This window comes from Erythrobacter sp. HI0063 (assembly GCF_001635685.1).
Taxonomy (GTDB): domain Bacteria; phylum Pseudomonadota; class Alphaproteobacteria; order Sphingomonadales; family Sphingomonadaceae; genus Qipengyuania.
The window spans coordinates 1-24,664 of the sequence record NZ_LWFF01000335.1; the positions used below are offsets into that span (position 1 = coordinate 1).

Annotated in this window: 20 protein-coding genes and 2 pseudogenes; 9 read left to right on the plus strand and 13 right to left on the minus strand. The window is 59.0% G+C overall.

Annotated features, from left to right (window positions below):
* Positions 1-1,422 precede the first annotated feature (1,422 nt).
* The 5 genes from A3736_RS14595 to A3736_RS14615 all read left to right on the plus strand — a co-directional run bounded on the left by A3736_RS14595 (position 1,423) and on the right by A3736_RS14615 (position 5,532).
* Entirely contained in the window at positions 1,423-2,322 is a 900-nt protein-coding gene (locus tag A3736_RS14595) for a hypothetical protein (RefSeq protein ID WP_067684469.1), read from the plus strand.
* Positions 2,323-2,502: 180 nt separating this feature from the next.
* A complete protein-coding gene (locus A3736_RS14600; protein WP_067684470.1) occupies positions 2,503-3,414 on the plus strand; it encodes an exonuclease domain-containing protein in 912 nt (303 codons plus the stop codon).
* Between the two features lie 70 nt (positions 3,415-3,484).
* The gene (locus A3736_RS14605) at positions 3,485-4,033 is read left to right on the plus strand and encodes a hypothetical protein (protein ID WP_067684472.1); all 549 of its coding nucleotides are present in this window, start codon (positions 3,485-3,487) and stop codon (positions 4,031-4,033) included.
* A gap of 83 nt (positions 4,034-4,116) precedes the next feature.
* On the plus strand, positions 4,117-4,701 hold the full coding sequence (locus tag A3736_RS14610; RefSeq protein WP_156502153.1) for a hypothetical protein: 585 nt from the start codon (positions 4,117-4,119) through the stop codon (positions 4,699-4,701).
* 51 nt (positions 4,702-4,752) lie between these two features.
* Positions 4,753-5,532: a hypothetical protein gene (locus A3736_RS14615; protein WP_067684476.1), complete on the plus strand. Its 780-nt coding sequence runs from the start codon at positions 4,753-4,755 to the stop codon at positions 5,530-5,532.
* A 98-nt stretch (positions 5,533-5,630) separates the two neighbouring features.
* Here A3736_RS14615 and A3736_RS17205 read toward each other — a convergent pair whose 3' ends face one another.
* Entirely contained in the window at positions 5,631-5,999 is a 369-nt protein-coding gene (locus tag A3736_RS17205) for a hypothetical protein (RefSeq protein WP_156502154.1), read from the minus strand.
* A 284-nt stretch (positions 6,000-6,283) separates the two neighbouring features.
* Entirely contained in the window at positions 6,284-7,306 is a 1,023-nt protein-coding gene (locus A3736_RS17210; protein WP_156502155.1) for a hypothetical protein, read from the minus strand.
* A 272-nt stretch (positions 7,307-7,578) separates the two neighbouring features.
* On the opposite strand from A3736_RS17210, the pseudogene A3736_RS14625 reads away from it, so the two are divergent.
* A pseudogene (locus tag A3736_RS14625) lies at positions 7,579-8,751 on the plus strand (IS3 family transposase).
* A gap of 94 nt (positions 8,752-8,845) precedes the next feature.
* On the opposite strand, the gene A3736_RS16790 reads toward A3736_RS14625, so the two are convergent.
* The 8 genes and pseudogenes from A3736_RS16790 to hppD form a co-directional block, all read right to left on the minus strand.
* Positions 8,846-9,649: a Fic family protein gene (locus A3736_RS16790; protein WP_082851525.1), complete on the minus strand. Its 804-nt coding sequence runs from the start codon at positions 9,647-9,649 to the stop codon at positions 8,846-8,848.
* Positions 9,636-10,220, minus strand: coding sequence for a sulfotransferase family 2 domain-containing protein (locus A3736_RS17215; RefSeq protein WP_156502156.1), 585 nt, complete (start codon positions 10,218-10,220; stop codon positions 9,636-9,638). The genes A3736_RS16790 and A3736_RS17215 overlap by 14 nt, the downstream gene beginning before the upstream one ends.
* Positions 10,221-10,997: 777 nt before the next feature.
* Positions 10,998-13,175, minus strand: coding sequence for a peptidase domain-containing ABC transporter (locus tag A3736_RS14630; protein ID WP_067684480.1), 2,178 nt, complete (start codon positions 13,173-13,175; stop codon positions 10,998-11,000).
* A complete protein-coding gene (locus A3736_RS14635; RefSeq protein WP_197465623.1) occupies positions 13,172-14,308 on the minus strand; it encodes an HlyD family efflux transporter periplasmic adaptor subunit in 1,137 nt (378 codons plus the stop codon). Before A3736_RS14635 ends, A3736_RS14630 begins: the two co-directional genes overlap by 4 nt.
* Positions 14,309-14,839: 531 nt before the next feature.
* A pseudogene (locus tag A3736_RS18075) lies at positions 14,840-15,337 on the minus strand (transposase); the annotation flags it as partial.
* A gap of 189 nt (positions 15,338-15,526) precedes the next feature.
* Entirely contained in the window at positions 15,527-16,357 is an 831-nt protein-coding gene (locus A3736_RS14650) for a mechanosensitive ion channel family protein (protein WP_067684527.1), read from the minus strand.
* Between the two features lie 184 nt (positions 16,358-16,541).
* Positions 16,542-17,132, minus strand: a complete 591-nt coding sequence (locus A3736_RS14655) for a VOC family protein (protein ID WP_067684488.1) — start codon at positions 17,130-17,132, stop codon at positions 16,542-16,544.
* Entirely contained in the window at positions 17,129-18,250 is a 1,122-nt protein-coding gene (gene hppD, locus A3736_RS14660) for a 4-hydroxyphenylpyruvate dioxygenase (protein ID WP_067684490.1), read from the minus strand. The genes A3736_RS14655 and hppD overlap by 4 nt, the downstream gene beginning before the upstream one ends.
* Before the next feature lie 237 nt (positions 18,251-18,487).
* Between hppD and A3736_RS14665 the strand changes: the two genes are divergently transcribed.
* The 3 genes from A3736_RS14665 (at position 18,488) to A3736_RS14675 (ending at position 21,377) form a co-directional block, all read left to right on the plus strand.
* Positions 18,488-18,733 carry a septum formation initiator family protein gene (locus tag A3736_RS14665; RefSeq protein ID WP_082851531.1) on the plus strand — a complete coding sequence of 82 codons (246 nt, stop codon included), beginning with the start codon at positions 18,488-18,490 and terminating at the stop codon, positions 18,731-18,733.
* Positions 18,734-18,878: 145 nt separating this feature from the next.
* Positions 18,879-19,982 (plus strand): pyruvate dehydrogenase (acetyl-transferring) E1 component subunit alpha, encoded by a 1,104-nt coding sequence (pdhA, locus tag A3736_RS14670; protein ID WP_067684495.1) that lies wholly within the window; start codon positions 18,879-18,881, stop codon positions 19,980-19,982.
* A gap of 3 nt (positions 19,983-19,985) precedes the next feature.
* Positions 19,986-21,377 carry a pyruvate dehydrogenase complex E1 component subunit beta gene (locus A3736_RS14675; protein WP_067684497.1) on the plus strand — a complete coding sequence of 464 codons (1,392 nt, stop codon included), beginning with the start codon at positions 19,986-19,988 and terminating at the stop codon, positions 21,375-21,377.
* Between the two features lie 13 nt (positions 21,378-21,390).
* Here A3736_RS14675 and A3736_RS14680 read toward each other — a convergent pair whose 3' ends face one another.
* The 3 genes from A3736_RS14680 to A3736_RS14690 are packed head-to-tail and all read right to left on the minus strand — an operon-like array spanning position 21,391 to position 24,598.
* A complete protein-coding gene (locus A3736_RS14680; RefSeq protein WP_067684499.1) occupies positions 21,391-22,098 on the minus strand; it encodes a TadE/TadG family type IV pilus assembly protein in 708 nt (235 codons plus the stop codon).
* The gene (locus tag A3736_RS14685) at positions 22,089-22,694 is read right to left on the minus strand and encodes a TadE/TadG family type IV pilus assembly protein (protein ID WP_255363010.1); all 606 of its coding nucleotides are present in this window, start codon (positions 22,692-22,694) and stop codon (positions 22,089-22,091) included. The genes A3736_RS14680 and A3736_RS14685 overlap by 10 nt, the downstream gene beginning before the upstream one ends.
* Positions 22,691-24,598, minus strand: coding sequence for a TadE/TadG family type IV pilus assembly protein (locus A3736_RS14690; RefSeq protein ID WP_082851529.1), 1,908 nt, complete (start codon positions 24,596-24,598; stop codon positions 22,691-22,693). The genes A3736_RS14685 and A3736_RS14690 overlap by 4 nt, the downstream gene beginning before the upstream one ends.
* Positions 24,599-24,664: the final 66 nt, after the last annotated feature.

Below are 24,664 nucleotides of genomic sequence, written 5' to 3' on the forward strand. Positions count from 1 at the left end.
GCGGACCTCGATGGCGGCGAATATTGGCGCCATGCACGCCGCAGGGTGGCCGAGATCATGACCGCGACCCTCGAACGGGCAGGAACCCAACGGCACTATACGCATCTCTCGAATGCTGAGCGTGGGCTCGTCCACAAACCCCAGAAGAAGCTCGACAAGCGCAAGACGCGGACCGCGCGGGAGGGCGAATTCGTAGCCGATGTCGAGGCCAACCGCGGGGTGATCGAAGCCAATCTGCGGCTCGAAAGAGCTCTCGAAACGAAGCGGGAAGAACGCCGAAAGAGAGCCCTGAAGCGCCGGCTTGCGGTACTAGCGAAGCTGGAACTGGCGGTCAGATCGCCCCTTGCTTTGCGCCCTCTCGCTGGTGTCGGAGGGGACGCCGATAGCGCATCCACCGCCCTTGTCAGTGGCGTGACGAGCCATAAGCCCGGTCCATCGCTGCGCGGGGTCGCAGCACCCAGAGAACGATTGCCCACAGCGGCTATCGCTCCGGTCGAAGTGACACAGATCGCGGCCCAGACACCGCTTGAGAAGGTGGAGATGCGGCTTGAGGAAGGCTCGGGTACGCGCCCGTTCAAGTCGGTCGAGGGCAACATCGATCCAGGACCGAAGACGAGCTTGAAGGCTGCCCTGTCATCAGGCGCTGACACTTTCCCATCCATCAATCCGGTCGCGCCGGCGTCGTCGCCACCCCCGGCGCTTGCTCCCGTGTCGCCCTTCTCATACCCAACCGCCGATCTGAAGCCAGTTGCGCCTATGGTGTCGCCTCCAGCGTCTCTACGCCCCGTAATCGGAGCGACCGATAGAGACATCGTCCTTCGGCCGGTGGCTACGATTGCGCCTTCCGTGAACGCCCTCGGAATCTCGAAAGTGTCCCTAGTAAGCCCAACGATCCAGACACCGCCGATACTGCGTCGGATCGAAGCGCCGCAGGATTATTCGCCCGTGACAGCCCCGGTAGCGTCGCCCACAGTCGAGAATTGGCCGTCCATCCGCCCTATCGCTCCGGTCTCCGTGACTGCCCAATCCTTACCGGGACTGCGTCATGTCCGACCGGTCAAACCTTTCTCTGATCCGGGTGTGCAACTGCAGCCGGTCATGGCGCCTGGCTCCCATCCGACCCCTGATCTTCGCCCTGTCGAGCTCCCGCAGGCGAGGGAAATGCCGATCATCCGCGCCGTCTCGCCGCAGCGGGCCCATTCGCCCGTGATAGCCCCGGTAGCGTCGCCCAGAATCAAGAATTGGCCGTCCATTCGCCCTGTCGCTCCGGTTTCCGCGACTGCCCAATCCTTACCGGGATTGCGTCATGTCCGACCGGTCAAACCTTACTCTGATCCACGTGTGCGACTGCAGCCGGTCCAGGCGCCTGGCTCCCATCCGAGCCCTGATCTTAGCCCCGTCGAGCTCCCGCAGGCGAGGAAAATGCCGGTCATCCGCGCCGTTTCGCTGCCGCGGGAATGGCCGGCGATCAAATCGGTGTCCCCGGTGTCCGTGCCTGTCCAAACCGCGAAGCCGGGCTTTCCCTTCGGCCTCACATCGGTCGACCCTCCAGGTGAAGCGCGGACCGATTCCGAACTGGTCGACACGATGCGTGATTTTGTCGAGCGGCTCGAACGGATCGCGCGAGAAATCTCGGCCAAGCGCGGGCAGGAGGCGCAGGTCCCGCAATCCGCGGGCAGAAACAAGGTGGATCCTGCGGCACGCGATCTGCCTCCCGCGAGCGATGCGAACGACACACTTGCAAGCGAAATCGAGACCGCTCGCGCCTTTGTCGCCCGGGTCAAGGACAAGGCAATTCATGTCGGCAGCACCGAACAGGGACTGGTCCTGCCGCAGCCGATCTACTGGTCAGGCAACCGCCTGAAGTTGCGGGGCTTGAGCGATCCTGCGGTGCAAGCCGAACTCGTCCGGATGGAGCAGCGCCAGGCTGCGTTCATGCGGCATATCCATCCGATCCTGCGCGAGGTCGTGACCGCTAAGATGCTCGTCAGAGGCAATGCCGCCATCATCGACGCGCTGCCTGAGAAAGAGCGGGAGGGGGCCCGCCGCTGGGCCACCACGGGTATGTGGCCTACTCTGTTGCGCTGGGTGACCGAAGAGGGCGAGCGCCGCAGCAAACGCGATCTGCGGCGCTGGAAAAGCGCACGGGACAAGGCCGATGGCTCGCAGTTCGCCCTCGCGGCCAAGGCCGCAAGTCAAGTTGGGAAATGGCCCCTCGAACTCGATGCCGACGACTGGCGAGCGCTGCAGGAGGGCGCCGATCGGCATCGTGCGAACTTGGCGGCACACCAGGCGCGGGCCCGCTCGCAAGGTATCGTCTGAACGCGATCCTTCTGGTCGCTTGCCCGCTATTTGCGCACCCATGCCACCGCAGGTGGAAAAGGTTCGGCCTCCCAGGAGGTCTTCTGAATTCTCGAGGCTGACGGTGCAGCAGAGGGTGAAGGGGTGAAGGAAAAGGCTTCGCCGCGAGACCCTCGTGTCACAGCCACCGAGGAGAATATCATGATATCGAAAAGCCCCTGCGGGCCTACGCAGGCCGACGAGGACGTGCGGATCCTGCGCCGCATCACGCCGCTTTGCGAATGGCGAGCCCCCACCGATGCGGGGCCGCCTTTTATGAAGATCGCCGTGCTCGATACCGAAACCACCGGGTTCGATCCGCAATATGACGAGCTGATCGAGATCGCCGTCGCCCTTATCGTCATTGACGAAAAAGGCCGGGTGATTGCGGTCGAGAGCTTGCGGAGCGGCATGCAGCAGTCATGCCGACCGATCGAACCTGAGATCAGCGGGATCACGGGGATCACCACCGAAATGGTCGAAGGCAAGCGGTTCGTGCCGCAGCAAATCGCCGATCACCTTGCCGAGGCGAATGCTTGCCTTGCCTTCAACGTCGCGTTCGATCGGCGCCACCTTGAGGAACTCGTGCCGGAGGTCGGCTCTATGCCGTGGATCTGCGCGATGGCGGATGTCGACTGGCACGGCCTCGGCTTCGATGGTCGCGCGCAGGGGTATCTGCTGATGCAGGCTGGCCTGTTCAATCCCGTCGCGCACCGCGCTGGCGACGATGTCGCCAGCCTCGTCAATCTCCTCGCGCATGTGTGCGAGGACGGACGCACCGTCATGGCCCACGCCCTCGAAGGTGCGAAGGCCGCCAGCTGGCGCTTCGAAGCAAGCGATCTGCCGCATCGCCTGCAAAAGGACGCGTATCGGCGCGGCTATCGCCGATCGTATCACGGTGTCTATCACAAGCTCGTGCGCGAGCCGGACCATGACGCCGAGAGCGCTTGGTACCGCGAACTGGTCGGTCGCGATCCGACCATCGTCCCGGTCGACTGGATCGACCGCTACCGCGCCGAATGGACGTGGGAACCGGTGAAACGGGAAGTGGAAGTGGCGCACTGGCGGCGCTGATGGTGGGCCATCCGGTTGAGGGAAAAGGCTCCGGCGAACACGCCGTCACACTGAAATAAGGAACAGATTGATGAACAATTCCCAAGCTGGTGGGCTCGAAGTCCACCGGGCGAACGCGCTCGCCCTCCGTCTCGAACTCGGATTACCCGCAATCGCGACGGGCACGTCGGCGGTCACCTTCGGCGGCGTAGTGACCGCTAGCCTGCCGGTGATGGAAGGGATTGCCCGCAAGGCATCCGACGATCGCCAGGATGCGGTCTTCGCGGTCTACAATACGGATTCGGACACCAAGCCCGCCTGGTATTTCTTGGTGTTCCGAATGCTGGATTCCATCGGGATGGTGCGGGTTGAGCCGGTCTCTATCGGCGCCGAAAAGGCCCTCGTCCTCGTCACCATGGATCGCAGCCGTCAGTTCGCCATCGATGAGCGTGGCATCCTCAGAGAAATGAAGGTCGCCAAGGCAACGAAGCGATCCGGGACACTCGCACAAGCGGAGCGTCGGATCGCGGCCGCGGCGGAAGCCCTTGCTCCAGTTCTCGAGACGGGGGCGTGGAAAGCGGACACCTTCGCGTTCCAGGCGGACGGCACCGCAGTCCCGGTAGGCACTGCGGCAGCCTGACAGTTTCCAACTACCGGACTCAACGGGGCGGCGCTTCACCAGGAGCGCTGCCCTTTTCCGTTTTGCAGCAAGGGACCATTTCCATGGCCGATATCTTACGGCGGCATCCGCAAATCCTGTGCTCTCTCGCGATCATCCGCGACCGAAGCGAATTCGCTAGCCGCTCGGCTATCCGTTCGACCGCGATCTTCACCGTCACTCGCAGCAGACGAGCGGGGGCGAGGTTCGCCCTCGATCATCGCGCCTTCGACGGGAGAGCGACCCGTGCGGAAATCCTTTCCGGTATCGCTGAACGCCTTCCGTTCGGCGCAACCGTGATCGCACACGCCTCGCGTACACCGCAGCACTACTTCCGCCACGCGTTCGCCGCAGGTGGACCGCTCCCACCGGCCGACCTGCAATTACTCCAACGCGAACGTCGGGATCTCGACTTCCTGCCGCTCGAATGCGCGAACCTTGCGATGGAGGAGATCGCCGCAGCGTATCGGATCGAGCGGGCGGGGCCCGGTTCCAACATCCTCTCACGGTCGCACAGAGCACCGGACGAGGCGCAGTGCTTGTGGCTGGCCTTCCTCTGGTCGCAATTTCCCCCGCACGAGCGAACCTCGCTGAGCACGGCGTGGGAAGCGTGGCGCGCCATCGAGCGAGCGCGGTCCGTCGGATTCTGATCACAGGAAGGGGAGCGGGTTGGCGGGACCAACCTGAAGAGGGAAAATACAATGCTGAAACTGACGTTCATCGATACCGAATCCGCATGGGACGAATATCTCCACGAGGATTACCGCGCGATCGATCCCAAAGGCGTGGCGAAGCTTGAGCGCCAAGGCCGTAAACGCCATAACCAAGCCTGCAAGCGCATTTTCGCCGCCGCCGCGCTCGACATCATCATCGGTGATGAACGCACTTTGGTGATCGAGGGGCTGTCCGCCTGGACCGAGCGTGAGCACGGCGACGAGCAAGCGATCGTCGAGGGCCTGTTCGATCACATCCGGTTCCGTCCGGACCATCGGGTGGTCACCTATGGCGGGCTCGCAGCGGAACTCCCCCTGCTGACGCTGGCCGCGATGCAATACGGTCTGCTTCTTCCAAACCAGTTACGCGGCAATCAGCGCGTCCGTCATGGGGAGATGCGACCGCACATGGACCTCGCGCTTGAGCTCAAGGGACAGGGGCGGGACTGGGCCCATCTGTCTGAAATAGGCTTGCGAATGGGGCTACCGCGCGACCTGTTCATCGGCAAGACCGAGGTCGAGTTTCCGCAGACCGGGCAAGACTGGATCGAGATGCGCCGCCATGTCAGCTGCGACGTCGTGCTCACCGCCATGGTGACGTTGGCGTGGTTGCGGGTGCAGGGCCGTATCAGCATCGATGTTCCATCGGCCTTATACCAGCTCGCCTACTGGTTCCTGCGCCGAACCGGCGATGAAACCCGAATGGCTGCGCCGCTTGCCCAATTGTGCATCCAGATCTCAGAGCAATTGGCGGCTGATGTGACGTGACCTCCTGATTTCCCGGCAGTCTCGATTAGAGGCTGGCCTTGAAGAAAGGACGGACGAGATGCCCCAAATCCGATCGGTGTGTTTTTATTATCCCTCGCTCAGGAGCATCCGCCAAGGTTAGATCTAGAAAAAATATCGGAAAAAAGCACTCCCTCTAGCTCCGGAGACTCAAGCTCGCTTAGCTCAAATACTTTATGATTGCCGAAGTAAGACGTCAGACGCCCTTCCTTTGAATTATCGATAAGAAAACTGCGGACCTCAGCTCTCGAATTTACTATATAAGCAAATTGACCCTGCCCTTCGACCATAAAAATAAATTCTCGTTGGGTTAAACCCGAGTGATGGATTAGCCGATCGTAAAAACCAACAACTCTTCCAGCAATCTCATTTGCGGCAACAAAATCACCAACTTGACCTTGCAAACCGCATTGCCTCTTCCAGACCATCTTAAGTTCGGAGCTGTCCAAACAAAAAATGCTCTTATTCGAACAATCAGTCAACGGGCGGGCTACAACTCGATCGGCGATAGGTGAAAAAATCCTATTTCGCTCTAGGTCGATCTGAAATGCTGGGATTACAGTGTATTGGTCCGAAGAGAGTTCGCGACTTTCTGCCGGAGCACATGTGAAGACTATTAACCCTAACAGTAGATTTCGTATCGCGGTTGGTATGGAATTTCTCATATTTCACTCCTCCGTCCCTGTTTCAATTGGGACGATGGCACCGCAATACGGCGATGCCCAATGCGCAATCAATACAACTCGATGTTCTGATTAACATTCCCACCACCGCCGGAATATCCCCCCGAGGTACCGCCCCCACCAGAACCAGTGGTTCCGCCGGAACTAGTGCCTCCTGTGGCTGTCCCACCGGTCGGAGAAGCTCCCCCCTCGCCGCCACCGCACTCGTTAGCTTGTTGCTCACCGGCTTCACCCGCCCCTGGCTGGATCGACACAGTAAGGGTCAAAGAAGTACTGTAACCCTTACCAGGGCTTCCCCAGAAACTCGAACTTCCGGACTCGCCCAAAATAGCCCTACCGACAGAGTTATTCATACTTTCTAAATCAGCAAATGCATCAGTAGTACGCCATATTTCTGTTATTTGCTCCTGACTCAAACCGGTCAAATCAGCGGAATTTGCGCTATACCATTGTTGAAATAACCCGTTTGTTAAAGCCTCAACCGCCCGTAGTTGATGACCGACTTCGTGGACCACCAGCCAGTCGGCGATATCAGTATTGAGGACCTGCCCCTGAATTGTGGGTGAGTTAATCAAAGTAAGGAGCGCTGGATCGACGACCGCAAAATCATCAAAGCTACCACCCAACCCCGAAGCGCTTGTCATGCTGTTTGCAAAAACGAATTCGTATCCCTTAAGAATCGCCAAAAATTCACCAGCACTGAACTCAATGTCGAATATTTCACCCGCAATATTAACTTGGCCCGAAAACACTGAATCTGGATCTATGGTGTTTAGCTGTTCCGCTAACTCAGCAAGATATTCTTCGAAGGCTTGCTTCTGAGTGGGATCGACGCTTGGATCACTTTCCGGCGCAGTTTCATTATCACAAAGCATTTCTTCGACGGGCGGGGGCGGGTCGCCATCACCACTATTACCAGCCTCAGTACGCGGGTCGCCGGTTTCCGATCCACCTCCCTCAAACCAAGAATCATATTCTGAACGGCTTGGCCTCCATCCTCGAACGGTGATCGTATTGCCACCCCCTACGAAGCCCAGTTCTTCTTCGGTTAGCGCGCGAAAACTGCTTGCCATCGTTTTTCCCCCTACCTGAAATACTAATTATTAACACGGTTCAAGGTCAGCTTGAAACTTAGATGCGCTCTGAAATTGATAGCATCAGACGTCATCTAACAAGGCGCGGAACTTTCGCTACACCCGGTATTTGTAGACAGCAAGACCCGTCGTTTGGAGTCAAGCATTATTTCGTCAATCAGCTAGGCTTATCACCGCCATAAACTTGACGTGACCCCCTGATTTTCCTCCAAGTTGGATTAGAGTCCGGCCCTGACAGAAGGACGGACGAGATGAAGAGAACGAGGTTTACCGAAGAGCAGATCATTGGCGTGCTGAAGGAGGCCGAAGCGGGAGCGAAGACAGCCGACCTGGCCCGGCGGCATGGGGTGTCCGAAGCGACGATCTATAACTGGAAGTCGAAGTATGGCAGGCTGGAGGTGTCAGAGGCCCGCCGGTTGAAGGAGCTCGAGAGCGAGAACGCGAAGCTCAAGCGGTTGCTGGCCGATGCCATGCTCGACCAGGCCGCGCTGAAAAATCTTCTGGCAAAAAAGTTCTGACGCCCGCCGCGCAGCGGGAAGCTGTCGCTCATCTCCAGGCCTGCCACGGAATGAGCGAGCGGCGGGCGTGCCGTGTCATCGATGCCGATCGCAAGAGCGTGCGTTACCGTTCCACGCGGGATGATGATGCCGATCTGCGTGAGAAGCTGCGCGGGCTGGCCAACCAGCGTCGGCGGTTCGGCTATCGTCGATTGCATATCCTGCTGCGTCGGGAGGGCGTGATGATCAACCGGAAGAAGACACAGGGGCTCTACAAGGAGGAAGGCTTGGCAGTGAGGCGACGACGAAGCCGCAGGCGTGCTATCGGCACGACGGCACCTGCTCCGGTGCTCGCCTTGCCGAACCAGCGCTGGAGCCTGGACTTCGTTCACGACCAGATGGCGTCCGGCAGGCGGTTCCGGGTCCTCAACGTGGTCGATGACGTGACCAGGGAGTGCCTGGCAGCGGTGCCGGACACGTCGATTTTGGGGGCGCCGTGTCGTTCGTGAGCTGACCGAGCTGATCGCCCGGCGTGGCAAGCCCGGCATGATCGTCAGCGACAATGGGACGGAACTCACCAGCAATGCCGTGCTGGCATGGTGCGGCGAAATCGGCGTCGAGTGGCATTACATCGCACCGGGAAGGCCGATGCAGAATGGCTATGTCGAGAGCTTCAATGGCCGGATGCGGGATGAACTGCTCAACGAGACGCTGTTCATGAGCATGGCTCATGCCCGTGTCGAGATCGCTGCCTGGGTGGATGACTACAACCGGGAGCGACCGCACTCATCCCTTGGCTACACAACACCGGCGGCGTTCGCCGCCAAACTGGATAAGCAATGGGCCGCTTCGCTACGCCCTACGGGCTCCGCTACGCAGCCCATTGCTTCAACCGCGCTTATGCGCAAAACAACCGCCCGGCTCTAATCCCAGCTGGGGGAAAGCTGGGGGTCACGTCATCCTCAGAAAAGACGATAATAGAGAATGCTGTTTGAAACAAATATTATTAAATAGAGTGAAGCTATGCTTCATATCTCGAGAGAAGCTTTGCCGATACAATCGCGGTGGATCTTATCGCCTGATCCATAAATCCAAAAAAGGCTGATGGTCGATCGAATAGCTCCCAAGACAAGGCTGCATTAAGGAAGGAGCGCTGGTTGATTTGAAGGAATGGCCCTAACGGGAGAATTGGCCCCGCAAGAATGCCATTTGCGTACAGATACGCTTGTAGCATTATTCGTGCAGTGCGCCCATTGCCATCCAAGAAAGGATGTGCAACGAGTAAATCTAGAAACAGCCAAATAGCTTTGGTCATGATAAGGCTAGAAGCAACCGGTGCGTTAAACTCGCTTACCCAAGATTCCAAGAATGTAAACGGGTCACTGGCGCAATCGAATTGAGTTACATGGCCAGATTTAAATCTCGTGGTAGTAAGCCAACCTTTTCGAAGCGCATTACTGCCTCCAACTATGCGATTTACTTGCCTTATTGCGTCTACGTCTACGCGGCCATTCTCAGTTTCGTTCCAAATATAATAAGCAGATAGCTCACTAGATGGCCTCTGTTTGAATTTAGCGTATCTTCGCTCACTATAATCAACGCCTAAAGACCTTAGGCAATCGTCTAACTGTTTTTCCATGCAGAGCGAGGATCGCTGACTCTCGTACATTTCCAATTCAAATCCGACGGGCCAATTTTTTTTGTCAATCTTGCCTATATCTTCGAACAGGAGTTCGGCTGGATCAATGTTGCTCCCATCTCGTAAGCTAGTCCTCGGCATCTGAAGTCGTTTCAGCTTCAAAATTCCTGAGTCATTCTGGAACATAGCCGAACTCGTCGATAGTCTCCCGATCCAACTCAGCAATTATGTCTTTAGAACGATCGCTTAACCTATCGACATCGGGAGATTCCGATAGTGGTGAAGCATTTTCATGTGGCAAAAAATTTGAGAGATTAAATTTATGTGCAAGCTCAGAGTGAGCTCTATCGATTTCTTCAAATCGAAAAGCCTTCGTAACACCGGACCACCATAACTTTTGATCTACGCCGAACCAGTTGGCCTTCTGCGGAGACAAGGTATTGTATTCGATCCACTCATTTAGAAGGAAATGTCTCGCAATGGTCGATGAAAAATTATTGTTCATCATCGCAGCATAGGTCGCACTGCGCTGGAAATTATATAAAGATACATATCGCCGCCAAGGATTTCGAACAAAACAAAATGAAAAGAAATTGTTCCAATCGCTTTGAAAAAATTTCTTACGTATTACAACAGGTGATATATGTGCGAACCTAAACGGTTCTGAGTCGTCAAAATCAAAAAGCTTTGCAATCGAACGGCCTCCAGTCTTTGGGTTGTGAATGAATATTACGCGATTTGGATGATCGAAAAACATTCTCGAGGTATGTCCTATTTCCTAGTTTCGCGTTTTCTTTCCGGGAGCTGAAGCATGCCTGAAGTGACCTTTAGCTTTGCTAGCAAGGATTAGAGCCGAACCGGTTTGTTGCGCATGAGCATTGTTGAAGCAAGGGACTGCTTAACGAAGCCCAAGGGAGTGGCGAAGGGGCCTTTGCTGATACAGATAGGGGCGAGGGTCCCGGTTTGCGTAGGCAAGCGATGGGTGCTGTCTCTTCCGAATGAACGTGGGGATCCGCCTCCCGTGATACGATCTGGTCACGAACCAAGTCGAGGTTCCAACACCGGGTCGGAAGGGCGAGCACCGGAGCCGACACCTCCATGCCGACAGTGCTACTGCTGCCAGGTCGCCCACTGCAAGAGCCTCGTCGCGATAAAAACAGCTAAGTGTTCCTTCAGTTTATCATCATGTCTTCTCCGAGCCCGGAAGACAAGCGAACGAGACCGGGGGATTTCTGACTGGCGTGAGCGGCAGGCCCTCAGGCATTGAGCGCTTTGGAACTTCGCCTTGTGATCAGTATCGTGGCGTATGGGACGGCACCTCAAGGCCGGTGTGCCGTACGGCGCGGTCCTTACCGACACTGCGGCGAGCGCAAGCAATGTTAATTCAATGTATACGCTGTTCAATCGGTTCATCACGTAACTTTAAGACCCAGAGAGCAAGAACTGTCATCCCGATCTGTTGCCTGCATTATGCATGTTTTGGGGTTTTAGGCTTCTCCTTAATCAGTTCGAGCTGCGCATAAACACGGGAAGCCTAGCTCATTTTCGACGCCTGAATGCTCCCGCTGCTACGCACGTTGAAGGGCACCGGCGGGTTAACGGGTTTGACGAAACCGTCGTTGACCGTGACGATACGGTCGGCCATCCGGATCGTCGCCGGCCGGTGTGCGATGGCGATACGGGTGATCTTCAATTCGCTGATGGTCTTCAGGATCTCCGTTTCGTTCATGTCGTCCAGATTTGCCGTTCCCTCGTCCAGGATGAGCACCTTGGGACGCGGATAGAGCGCTCTTGCGAGGAGGACGCGCTGAAGCTGTCCCTGCGACAGGATCGATCCCATGTCACCCACGAGGGACTCGTAGCCCATCGGCATGCCTTCGATCTCACTGGCGATCCGCGCCTGCGTCGCCACCTCGCGGACGCGGTCCATGTCGATCTGAGGGTCGAAGAAGGCGATGTTCTCCGCCAAAGACCCCGCGTAGAGCATGTCTCCCTGGGCCACTAGGCCGATCCCCCTGCGGTAGCGTGACTTCTGCAGCGACGAGATGGGGCGATCACCGAGCCTCACCGTCCCCGCCGATGGTTCGAAAAGGCCCATGATGACCTTGACGAGAGTCGTCTTGCCGCCGCCCGAAGGCCCCGTGACCGCGACGAACTCGCCGGGTTCGATGGTCAGGTCGACGTTCTTGAGCGTCCATGGCTCGTTCTGTCCGTATCGGAAGGACAGGCGTTCGACGATCAGCGGTTTGGAGAAGTCCGGTTCCTCGCGGCTCTTCTCGATTTCGGAATCCTCGGTCCTCGACAAGGCGATGTCCGCGATCCGGGTGAGGTGCACCTTGACGATCTGGAAGTTGATGGCCTGTTCCGTCAAACGCATGCCAGCGTCGAGGAACTGCTGCTTGTAGGCCTGGAACGCGAAGATCATGCCGATGGTCAGCAGGGAATCGAAGGCCAACGTAATCGCCAGATAGACGAAGATCACGCGTTCTATAGCGATGACGAACTGGCCGAGCGCATCGAAACCGGCACTCAGGCGACCGAGCTTGATCTGGGCATTGACTGCGTCGGCCTTGGTCTTCTGCCAGAGGCGCTGACGGTTGCCCTCCTGCCCGAACGCCTTGATCGCCGCGATTCCGCGCACGGATTCTATGAAGTTGCTGTTCTCCTTGGCCGCGGTCGTGATGACGTCGAGGTTCCGCAGTCTCAGGGCCTGCAGGAAGGCCACCCTAATAACGATGAAGATTGTCAGGGCCGCGACCGCTATCCCGGCGAGAAGTCCCGAATAGATGAACATGAGTGCGAGCGTGAGAAGGGCCATGAGGCCGTCGATGAAGGCTGCGATCATCCCCTGGCTGAGAAGCTGGCTGATCGGCTGGGTCGAACCGAAGCGCGATATGATATCGCCGACGTGCCGCTTCTCGAAGTAGTCCAGCGGCAGCCTCACGAGGTGACGGAACAGGTTGATGATCACCTGATAGGAAAGCGAGTTGCTGAGCGTCACGAGGATCAGCGAGCGCAGCCAGCTCGTCAGGAAGTTCACGACCGACAGTCCGCCGAACCCTAACGCGAGGACCAGGAGCAGATCGCGATCGAAGGCCGGGAATACCGTATCGATGGATATCTGGAGAAAGAACGGGGTCGCGAGGACTACTAGCTGGAGGACGAGGGACAGCAGGACGACGTTGCGGATCGTGGACCAGAAACCGGTCATGGACGACCAGAGCTGCGTGATGCCGAGCTGCTGGCGTTCGATCTTCGGCTTGAAGGATTCGGACTTGAGTAGGTCGAGCGCGACGCCGGTCCAATGGCGCGAGACGTCCTCCCTCTTCAGCACGACTTCGCCTTTGGCGGGATCGTTGATGTGGTAGCGATTCCCGCGAAGTCCTGAACTGATCTTCGTCAGCACGACGAAATGGTTCAGGTTCCAATGCAGGATCGCGGGAAGCGAGAGATGCGGTAGGTCCTCCAGCTCGCCTCGCAGCGGCCTGGCGTTGAAGCCCATGTCTTCGGCCACTTGCATGACCTGCTTCAGATCGGCGCCCTTGAGGGACATCCCGTAGCGCTGACGCAGAGCGATGAGGTCCGTCTGGTATCCATGGTATCCGGCCACCATGGCGAGACACGCGAGCGCACACTCGCTCGACTCTCCTTGCGGGATGTAGGGCGTATGCTTGCGGCCGCTAACCTGCAGCAGCTCCGACGGACCGCTCATCCGTTGCGCCTGAGGACGGCGTTCAACGGTTGGAGCAGCCATGCGAGGAAGCTCTGGCGCTCCAGTATGACGTTCGCCTGAAGAGTCATGCCAGGCTGCAGGGCCACCCTCTCGCCGTATGCTGCGATATCCTGCTGGTCGAGTTTGACGCGCACGCGGTAGATGGGTTCCTCGAACTGGAACGGTATCTCGGTCTCGCGCGGATCGATCGCGGTGCGGGAGACCGAGGACACCTTGCCCCCGAAGCTGCCGAAGCGCTGGTAGGGAAATGCGTCGTATAGAAGTCGCGTCTCCTTGCCGGGTTCGACGAACCCGATGGCCCGGCTAGGGGCAAAGAGCTCCGCCGAGAGCTGCGCTTCGTCCGGCACTATGACCATCAGGGCCCGTCCGGCCAGCGCCGGGCGACCGAGTCCGGTGTCGAAGGCCGTGACCCTGCCGGCGATCGGCGCCGTGATCACGAAGCTCTGCTCGCCTTCGAGGCGTGCTTCTTCGGCGGAGAGGGCCTGGAGGCCATCCCGGATCTGCGAAACCCCCTGCTCCGCATCGATTGACACGCTGGCCATCTGAGCGCGCGCCTGTCCGGCTTCGCCTTCGCTCAGGGCCAGACGCTCGCGTAGGGCCGCGAGTTGCTGCTGGGAGCCTAGGATCGCCTGCCTTCGCCGCTCGAACTCGACTTTTGTCATGAAGCCGCGGTTCACGACCTCGACGCTCTGCTCGAACATCTCCTCGTTCGACGCGACCGTCCTCTCCTGAAGCGCGATCTGGTTCCGCAGACTGGCCGCCTGCTGTTCGGCCGAGGCGACGACGGACGCCAGTCGGCTCCGCTCCGCTTCCGCCCTCTGCCGCGCGAGAAGGACCTGCGCTTCGGATAGCTGGCGTCTGGCGTCGATGGCTCCCAGCCCCCGTTCGGCGACCGCGCCGCCGGTGGCGGCCTGCCGTTCGAGGTTGACCACCAGGAGCGGATCTCCTTTCTCGACCCGGAGTCCTTCGGCGACGGCCAGCTCGGCAACCGTACCGCTCTGCTGCGAGACCACCCTGGCGCTGGCTACGTCCGTCACGAGTATGCCGGGAACGGTCTCGATACGCGCGTAGGTTCCGGTCGTCAGCCAAACGGCGGCGATGGCGATCGTCACGAAGAGCACGATGGAAAGGACACGGTTCGAAGTGGACTGCGAGATGACGACCTCGCCATGCAGCCTGTCCTTGCGGCCTTCGATAACCTCTTGTCGGAAAAGGGACATAAGAATCACCGCAATTAATGAGCTCGGAATGGAGGGAGTGATAGGAGACTAACCGCACATTGAATAGGACAGGGTCCGAATTCCGAGGTTGCTCCGAAGAATTTCTCGCGGCGGGCGAGGGTTCTATCACTACGACGTAGCAGCCATCCCACAGTGCAAGACCGCACGGCAGCTTTTAGGCGCTCAACCGACCTATTGAGTGGTTGCAATGGGGTATGTTCTGTTGAAGAAGTCGCTGCCGAAGGTCGGTTTGGCTCGCGGCTGACACTGAGCGAGCAACGTTGCAATAACGCTCAGGCGGGTGGAACGGCCGGCATCGGTCGCGCCTTAACCAGCTTACGAAGGTAATGAGCCGCGGCGGATAGGGAGTTCCGTCTTCGCCTCCGTATGGTCCACGCGAGGCAACCCGTCCTGGCCCAACACCGAGCGCTGGTGTTGCACATCGGCTCTGATCACGCTGGCCTCGACGACCAAACCGTGGGTAACTACCAGCCCTTCGGCCATGGAGCGCTCCCCTTTCGTCTCGAGAAGCTTGCGCAACGGACCGCTGTCGTGGAAACACCTGTGGCGTTTTACTGGTGAAAGTCGAGTGATCGGGCACCGCGCCATCCAGATCGCGGCGGCAGAACTAGCGATAGGCGAGAGTGAGATGCGCCTCTTCGCACAGCCGCCGCTCCGACCGCATGCCCATGCAGTAGCCGACGATCAGCATCCGAATCATCAGCTCGTAATCGATTGAGGGACGACCGGTTGCGCTATAAAATGGCTTCAGATTCTCGCGGATGCCGGTGAGAACGACGAACCAGTCGATTGCGGACAACGGGTGTCCGGCGGAACATTATCCTCAATGCGGAAGCTGTAGGACAGCGCCCCCTGAATCACCGCTGTTCGCCCATCATCGCCCTGATCTTCGCTTACCAACGAAGACTGAATCAGCACTTCGTGCCGACCATAAGCGGGTGTTTTTCACTGGAACAGGGTCACAAAGCAGACTTCAGCCGGTCAGTTCGACGAAAATTTCCCAGCAATCTGAGTGCCCACCTTTGTCATGCCAGGCGCACCATTTCCCGGTCAAAAGCGCATCTGACTGCGCATTTGAAAACCGAACGATCAGACCTCTTCGCCGGGATTCTTACCCAGCGGCACCTTTTCCTTGAACGTGTGAGTGACGTAGGGGAACGGGATTTCGATACCCGCATCGTCCAGTGCGGCCTTGATCGCGCGCACGACCTTGTCCTTGCTTTCCCAGCCTGCACGCGGGGTGGAACCGGACCACCAACGGACGAGGAAATCGACCGAGCTGGAATTGAATTCCTGCGCGAAAATGTCGAGCGTCTTGTCCTTCTCGACCTCAGCGACGCTCTGGACCGCGCGGCGGATCACATCGGCGGCGTGATCGAGATTTGTATCGTAACTCACGCCGACGACGACTTCATGCCGCCGCTTCACTTCGTCCGTGAGGATTTCGACCGGGTTCTTGAACAGCATCGAATTGGGGACCAGCGTCACCTCCCCGGAGAGCTTGCGCACATGCGTTTCGCGAAGCGTGATATGCTCCACCTTGCCCACGATGCCGTCGCATTCGATGATATCGCCGATCCGCATCTTTTCGCGCAGCATGATCAGCACGCCGGCCATGAAATTCTCGAAGATATCCTGAAAGGCGAAACCGATCGCCACTGCCCCGATGCCGAGGCCGGCGAACAGGCTGGCCGGTGTCAGGCCGGGCATGACCACGATTGCGGCGATCATGATGCCGATGATCCAGATCACCAGCCTGACAAGCGTATCGATCAGGTTCTTGAGGCTGGGGCGAACGTCGGTCTTGCCGATCAGCAGATCGGCGATCCGTGCCGCGAAGCGCGCCACGATCCAGGTGACGAGCAGGACGACGAGCGCGATCGCGATCCCCGGAAGGGCGCGCACGAAGCCTTCGCCCATGCCGACCAGCTGGTCCTGCAAGGTGGCGACTGTGTCGACGCTCGTATTGGTCGCGGAATTCGCTGTTGCGTCCACCGTTTGGGACGCCGTCTGGCTGGCCTGCATGAATTTTCCCTCGTTTAGGGCCGATAACGGGTCGAAGCCCGCCTCGGTTCCGAAAACGAAAAGGGAAGCGTCAGGAAGCTCAGTTCGACTTGGACGCGTTCTCCTTGCGGGCGATCTCGTGCAGCCAATCGGCATGCTTGGGAGCGGTCTTGGTCTCGCTCCACTCTTCGAGCATGACGGGGGCGACGCGCTTCAGCTCGGCATATTGCTCGTCCGTACCGATGTCGGTCGCCAGCTCGACGCGGTGGCCGTTCGGATCGAAGAAATAGATCGACTTGAAGATGCCGTGATGTGTGGGGCCGAGCACATCGATGCCGAGGCTTTCGGCATGCTCCTTTGCGGCCAGCAGATCTTCCTCGCTATCGACTTTGAAAGCCAGGTGCTGGACCCATTGCGGCGTGTTCTCGTCGCGGCCCATGTCCTTCTGGTTGGGCAGTTCGAAGAAGGCGAGAATGTTGCCGTTCCCCGCGTCGAGGAAGACGTGCATGTAGGGATCATATTCGCCGGTGGACGGTACGTGGTCCTCCGCGAACGCGGTGGTATAGTCCATTCCAAGGACTTTCCCGTACCATTCCACGGTCTCTTTGGCGTCCTTGCAGCGATAGGCCACGTGATGGACGCCGCCGAGCGAGAAGGCATGCTTACCGGATTGGGGGGCCTGATCGGTCATTCCGCAGGCTCCGTCTCGACGGTCTTGGCTTCTTCGACGCTGAGCGTGCCGCGCTTGATCTGGTCGCGCTCCATGCTTTCGAACAGGGCTTTAAAATTGCCCTCACCGAAGCCTTCGTCGCCCTTGCGCTGGATGAATTCGAAGAACACCGGGCCGACCTGCGCTTCGGCGAAAATCTGGAGAAGCAGGCGCGGTTGGCCGCCCTCGGTCGTCCCGTCGAGCAGAATGCCGCGCGCCTTCAATTCCTCCACCGGCTCGCCATGGTCGGGGAGGCGTTCGGGCAGCATCTCGTAATAGGTTTCGGGCGGAGCGGTCATGAAGGGTACGCCGAATTCCTTCAGCCTGTCCCAGGCCTTCACGAGATCGTCGCAGATCAGCGCGATGTGCTGAATGCCTTCGCCGTTGAATTCCTTCAGGAACTCTTCGATCTGGCCCTTGCCGCCTTCGCCCTCTTCGTTGAGCGGAATGCGGATCTTGCCGTCCGGTGCAGTCAGCGCCTTGGAGGTCAGGCCGGTATATTCGCCCTTGATGTCGAAGAAGCGGATCTCGCGGAAATTGAACAGGGTCTCGTAGTAATCCGCCCAGTATTTCATACGCCCGTTATAGACATTGTGCGTCAGGTGATCGATCACGTCGAAGCCAGCACCTTCGGGATGGCGGTCCACCCCGTCGCGATATTCGAAGTCGATATCATAGATCGAGAGCCCGTTGCCCTCTTCGTTCTCATAACGGTCGATCAGATAGACGATCGCGCCGCCGATCCCTCGGATCGCGGGGATGCGCAGTTCCATCGGCCCGGTCTCGACCGACACAGGCTCCGCGCCGCGCGCCAGCAGCTCGTCATAGGCCTCGGCCGCATTCTTGACGCGGAAGCCCATGCCGCAGGCGGAAGGGCCATGTTCACGCGCGAAGAACCACGCCGCGCTCTTCGGTTCGTAATTGAGGATCAGGTTGATCCGGCCCTGGCGCCACAATTGCACGTCCTTCGAACGGTGATCGGCAATATGGCTGAACCCCATCGCTTCGAAGACCGGTTCCACCACGCCCTTTTCCGGGGCGCAGAATTCGACGAATTCGAAGCCGTCGAGGCCGATGGGGTTTTCGAAGAGATCGGGCATTGGGGATCCTCTGTCTGCTATTAGTTTCAATAGAAACTAAATACCGGAGCGGTATGGGCGTGTCAAGGATGCAACGGACTGTCCCGCCAGCAAGTTCCGCAGCCGTTTCAATGCACAAGAGGCTTGCGTGGAGATGGTAAACGTGATTCTGTCGTCATCGTGAAACGCAAACGCGGACTCTTTGGGTGGACTCGCCAAAGCGGGGTGCAGTCCTTTGCGCTTCTGGCTTTGCTGTTGATGGGCGGTTTTGCCATCGCCGGTCCTTCCGGGCTGCTCGCGTGGAGCGAAAATCTGCGTCTGCTGGACCAGCGCGAAACCCAGCTTGCCGAATTGACGGCAGAGCGGGACATGCTGCGCAACAAGGTCGAACTGCTCGACCCCGAAAGTGCCGATCCGGACATGGTTGGCGAATTGCTGCGCAGCCAGCTCAATGTCGTCCATCCGGACGAAGTGATGATCAAGCTGGAAGAGCCCCGCCGCTAGATCCCGGACGCTTGAACCGTAGTCGCGCGGTCGAAGCGCGGCGGTTCCGTAACGTTTTCGTATGCAAAGCGCGTTCGCGCCGTTGCGCCCTCCATGCGGCTGTGCCTATACGCGGACAAGCGCCAGATAGGCGCCTCGAACGATGATGAGAGGGAACAGCACCTTGGCCAAGGCCCCCCGTAAAGCAAAAACGTCCGCTCCCGCGGCGCAAGCGAATTCCGAAACGGAAGATTTCGCGCTCCGCAGCCTGCAGCAGGAGCTGGAGAAGCAGAAACGCTTCGCCGCGTCCGACGAGCAGATGCTTCACTTCTACGAGCAGATGCTTCTGATCCGCCGCTTCGAAGAGCGTGCCGGCCAGCTTTACGGCCTCGGCCTGATCGGCGGCTTCTGCCACCTTTATATCGGCCAGGAAGCGGTCGCCATCGGCCTCCAGAGCGCTCTCGACAACGATCGCGACAGCGTCATCACCGGCTATCGCGACCACGGCCACATGCTCGCCTACGGGATCGATCCGAAGGTCATCATGGCCGAGCTGACCGGACGTCAGGCCGGCATTTCCAAGGGGAAGGGCGGCTCGATGCATATGTTCAGCACCGAGCACAAATTCTATGGCGGGCACGGCATCGTCGGCGCCCAGGTTGCGTTGGGCGGCGGGCTGGCGCTCGCGCATCAGTATAACGAGGATGGCGGGCTGTGCCTCGCCTATTTCGGTGACGGGGCGGCAAATCAGGGCCAGGTCTACGAGACCATGAACATGGCGAGCCTGTGGAACCTCCCGATCGTGTTCGTGGTCGAGAACAATCAGTACGCGATGGGCACTGCGGTCAAGCGCAGCTCGGCCGAGACCGAATTCTATCGCCGCGGCACTGCCTTTCGCATCCCCGGCATGGACGTGAATGGAATGGACGTACTCGAAGTGCGTCAGGCCGCCGAAATCGCCTTCAAGCATGTGCGCGACGGCAATGGCCCGGTACTGATGGAGTGCAACACCTATCGCTATCGCGGCCACTCCATGTCCGATCCGGCGAAATACCGGACGCGCGAGGAAGTGCAGGATTATCGCGACCACAAGGATCCGATCGAAGCGATCAAGAAGCTTCTGATCGAACAGGGCAAGAGCGAGGACGAGCTGAAGACCATCGACAAGGATATCCGCAAGATCGTGAGCGAAGCCGCCGATTTCGCCGAGAATTCGCCCGAGCCCGATCCGGCCGAACTCTATACCGATGTCCTGGTGGAGGAGTATTGAGCCATGGCGATCGAACTGAAGATGCCCGCCCTGTCCCCCACAATGGAGGAAGGCACGCTCGCCAAATGGCTGAAGCAGGAAGGTGACGCGATCGAGATCGGCGACATCATCGCCGAGATCGAAACCGACAAGGCGACGATGGAATTCGAAGCGGTCGATGAAGGCACGCTCGGCAAGATCATGGTCGCCGAAGGGACCGAGGGCGTGAAGGTCGGCGAAGTGATCGCGATGCTCGCAGGCGAGGGCGAGGACGCGTCCGACATCGAAGCGCCGTCGCCCGACGACACGAAGGTCGAGGATAAGCCTGGCGAGGGCAAGGATGTCGGCCAGGATGATGCCGACGGATCGATCACGCCGGAAAAACCGAAATCGGAGCCCAAGTCCGATCCTGAAATTCCCGCCGGCACGAACATGCTCACCATCAGCGTGCGCGAAGCCTTGCGCGACGGTATGGCCGAGGAAATGCGTCGCGACGAGCGCGTCTTCGTGATGGGCGAGGAAGTCGCCGAATATCAGGGCGCATACAAAGTCACGCAGGGGCTCCTCGACGAATTCGGGCCCAAGCGCGTGATCGACACGCCGATCACCGAATACGGCTTTGCCGGTATCGGCACCGGCGCCGCGATGGGCGGTTTGCGGCCGATCGTCGAATTCATGACCTTCAATTTCGCCATGCAGGCGATCGACCACATCATCAATTCGGCGGCCAAGACCAATTACATGTCGGGCGGCCAGATGCGCTGCCCGGTTGTTTTCCGCGGGCCTAATGGCGCGGCCAGTCGCGTCGGCGCGCAGCACAGCCAGAATTACGGCCCCTGGTATGCCAGCGTCCCCGGTCTGATCGTGATCGCGCCGTATGACAGCTCTGACGCGAAGGGCCTGATGAAGGCGGCTATCCGCAGCGAAGATCCGGTGGTCTTCCTAGAAAACGAATTGGTCTACGGCCGCAGCTTCGAATTGCCGCAGCTGGACGATCATGTCCTGCCGATCGGCAAGGCGCGGATCGTCCGTGAGGGATCGGACGTCACCATCGTCAGCTATTCGATCGGTGTCGGATTCTCGCTCGAAGCGGCGGAAAAGCTGGCGGAAGAAGGGATCGAGGCGGAAGTCATCGACCTTCGCACCCTGCGCCCGCTCGACAAGCAGACGATCCTCGACAGCCTGGCGAAGACCAATCGCCTGGTCATTGCGGAAGAGGGCTGGCCGACGTGCTCGATCGCCTCGGAAGTGACGGCGATCTGCATGGAGGAAGGCTTCGACCATCTCGATGCGCCGGTCCTCAGGGTCTGCAACGAAGACGTGCCGCTGCCCTATGCCGCCAATCTCGAAAAGCTCGCGCTCATCGATGCGCCGCGCATCGTCGAGGCGGCAAAGAAGGTGTGCTACCGGGATTGAGCCGATAGGCGGCTCAAGCGCAAAGGTCGATGTCTGCGTCCGGAACGGCGGGTGAGGGATTGAACACATTGCCGTAGCGCGGATCGCGCAGCAGATCGCCGGTCAGGTCGCGTTCGTCGCGTACGAACATAGCGGCGTTTTTGCGTATGGTCTGCGAAGGCACGATCGTCGTGAAAACCAGCGGTTCGTATTCGTAGGCGACTTCGACGTACATCACGGCGAAATTCTGTTCGGCAGTCACCCGATTGCTGCTCGGTCCCATCCCCGGATAAGTGTTTCCTACCGCCCCGGTCCCCTGCCGCCCATACTGGGGCTCGTAATTGGTCTTCTCTCCAAAGCAGCGTTGCCAGTGAATCCACTGGCCGCCGGTGATATTTCGCTCAAGGCTCGACAGCACGATGCGTCCATTGGCCTTGATGTCGAGGCCACCGGATTGCAATTGAGCCCCTTGAAAAACCTGGCGAACATCGTGTTCGCGAAATCGAGGGGCTGCTCCCGATACGAATTGCCGAGCTCTGGAGGCGTTGTCGGCAAGCGAAATGGCAAGCTGGCTGATGCGCATCTGTGTCAGCGCATAATTCGTCAACTCGGCGCCTCCCATGCCGAGCACGAGAAGGATCGGCGCGACATAGGCGAATTCGACAAGGGCAAGCCCCTTCTGGTCGGAGCGGAAAGCGGAGAGCCGACGGGTCCGCATGCGCTTGAAAAAACCTACGGGCATATCCGCATCCCGATCTGCTGCGACTGGACACCGAAAGGCTGATTCCGAAGTGTCGTCTCGGCGCTGATCACGTTTGTCGAAGGCTGCCCGATCAGTTTCCAAAGCGGGAAAATCTTATTGTAGGAAACGCTTACGGTGTAGAGAACGACATCGTCAGCCCCGCCTTGGCTGTTCGAACGACCGCGGTCCGCATCCCAGCGCGCATTGCCGTTCATGTCGGTGAAGCATTCGTTCGGATCGTAGAGTCCGTTTCCGTTGCTGTCGTTGAAATCTTCCGGCGTGTTCACGTCGGTAAAGTCGGTGTAGCTGCGGCGTTGGATAGAGATCGAGGCGTTCGGTATCACGGTTTTGATACGATCGCGCAGCGCTGCATCGACGGCGTTTTGGCTCGAACTGTTGGATTCCAAGCCGGAATCCCGTGCCGCCACCTGGAGCGCGGCCCTCGTGATGCCTTTCACGTATCCGAGATGGCCGATCTCCATGCCGCCCATGATGATCATCAGCAAAACAGGCGCGACCACGGCGAATTCGATGATGGTCGTTCCGCGCTGATCGCCGACGATACGAGCCGAGGAATTGGTTGGCGCAAGCGTCACTGGCCGAGCCTCAGGCTGGCGATCTGCGAGGCGATCGTCCGGAATTGCGCCCTTAATTGCGTGGTGTCGGATGCGAAGTAAACTCTGTCGCCGGTGGCGCAATATCGCATGTCGTCGGTTATCGCCGTGCCGAAGGCGACCATCCATACGACGAGGTCTTCGTTCTTGGCCGCATCGCAGGCTGCCCGGAACCGCGCAGAATGATACGGGATGAGATCGAGATCGTTCGTATATTGCGGAGCTATTCGATTGGCGAAGATTTCGATCCCGTAATTGCCCGCGGCATATCTGTTGGGCTGGAGAGCGCCGTCGGTCATGAAGATGAGGTGCCTGGACGCGGACCGGTAGGGTTGGTCGTTGACGTTCGCGGCCATTATGCCGCGCTTGCTCGCCATCCGCGCGCCCCAGATCATCCCGATGTCGTGGTAGGTCGCCCCTTCAGCGTTCAGGCCCGACAGATAGCTTTCCACCCAGGCCGGCACCGTGGTGCTCGAGACGTCCGCAGTGGTGAACGCTCTCATGCTTTGCGGACAGGCGATGAATCCGCCCGAAGGCTGGCTGTTTTCGGCTATGGTATATTCCGGCCCGTAGGTGTTCCGATAGAACATCACGCCCGTCCAATTCGGCGCCCAGTAGGAATCCGCGACGCCACCTTGCGGGGCGGACACGACATCGAGATCGCGCGCGCCAGCCGGGACCGGGTTGAAATTGGCCGTTTGCACGGTGGCGCGTTCCATGACGCAACCGTTCCACGACGAATTGATGGTGCTGATGCCCGATGAATTGGTGGAATTCATCGCGGCCAGTTCGCGCATGTCGTAGGTTCCAGCGGTCGCTACCCACGCCGACGAACCGTGGACGCCAAGCGGCACGTTCCCGAAGCCGGACAGTCCGGTCGTGCTGATCGGCGCTTCGTGATAGACATATTGCGTGAAGTTATAGACGCGTCTTATCGTGAAGGGCTGCGATACGCGACGTCGCTTGCAGGTTCCGTAAGACTGTAAAAGCCAGTTGTAAGCTTGGTGCGTGTAGGAAACGAACTCGTAGGATGTGGTAACGAAATTGGGCGAGGTGCCGGTCGTCGTTCTGTTATTCCAGTCGTTGCTCCATTCGTTTCCGCTACCGTCGCAATCGTTCCGGTACACGTTGCCGGAATATGTTTCGGTCGACCCGTAAGTTTTCGTCCCGTTCTGGACGATATCGCGCGGGGTGTTGAACTCGGATTCGCGGGTCGTAAATGTCGCCGAGGTCCCGAAATAGCTTGCGGGCAATTGGTTGTTCTGAATCAGGTATTTGGCGTTGACGGTGCTGGAATAGGGGACGAACCCATACCGGATACGCGTGTCGGGCTGGATCGACGCTGTCGCCATGGCGACATGAAAATCGCGAACCGCATTCTTCAATCCTTCGAGAGGAGCTCCGAGCATTGATCCGGTGGTGTCGAGCACGAACATGACATCGGTATTCGTGATCTGCAGTTCTGCAGTGCAGTCCACTCTAAGATCGAAATCGTCATAGGCGAAGACGCCCATGATCATCGTGGGTAGGGTGGCGGTGGCGACGCCCGAGATATCTTCGTTCGTTTCCCGCTTGCTGGTGAAGTTCGAGTTCGTGACCGAGAGCTTGGCCGGCTCGAAATTGGCGTTGAACATCTTGTTCGCTTTCGCCTTTTCCGTCGCACCGTACGTGCCAGAACGGCCCGATGCGCGGCGGCCAGCCAGGACGCCGGCGTCGCAAGCGGATTGAAGCTGAGCCTGCGCCATGTAGGCGCGGCTCATATCCACCGTCCCGCCGACGATGGCGAGGATCGGGAATATGCTGGCGGCCGCTATCGCGAGCACGTTACCGCCGGTATGGGCGCGCAACGCTCTCAGGGAAAACCTGTCACTTGAACGTGCCGTCATGGATTGGTCTCAGCGAAATGGCCCATGACGGGCCCTATGCGGCGATTGCGGTTAAGCTTGGGTACG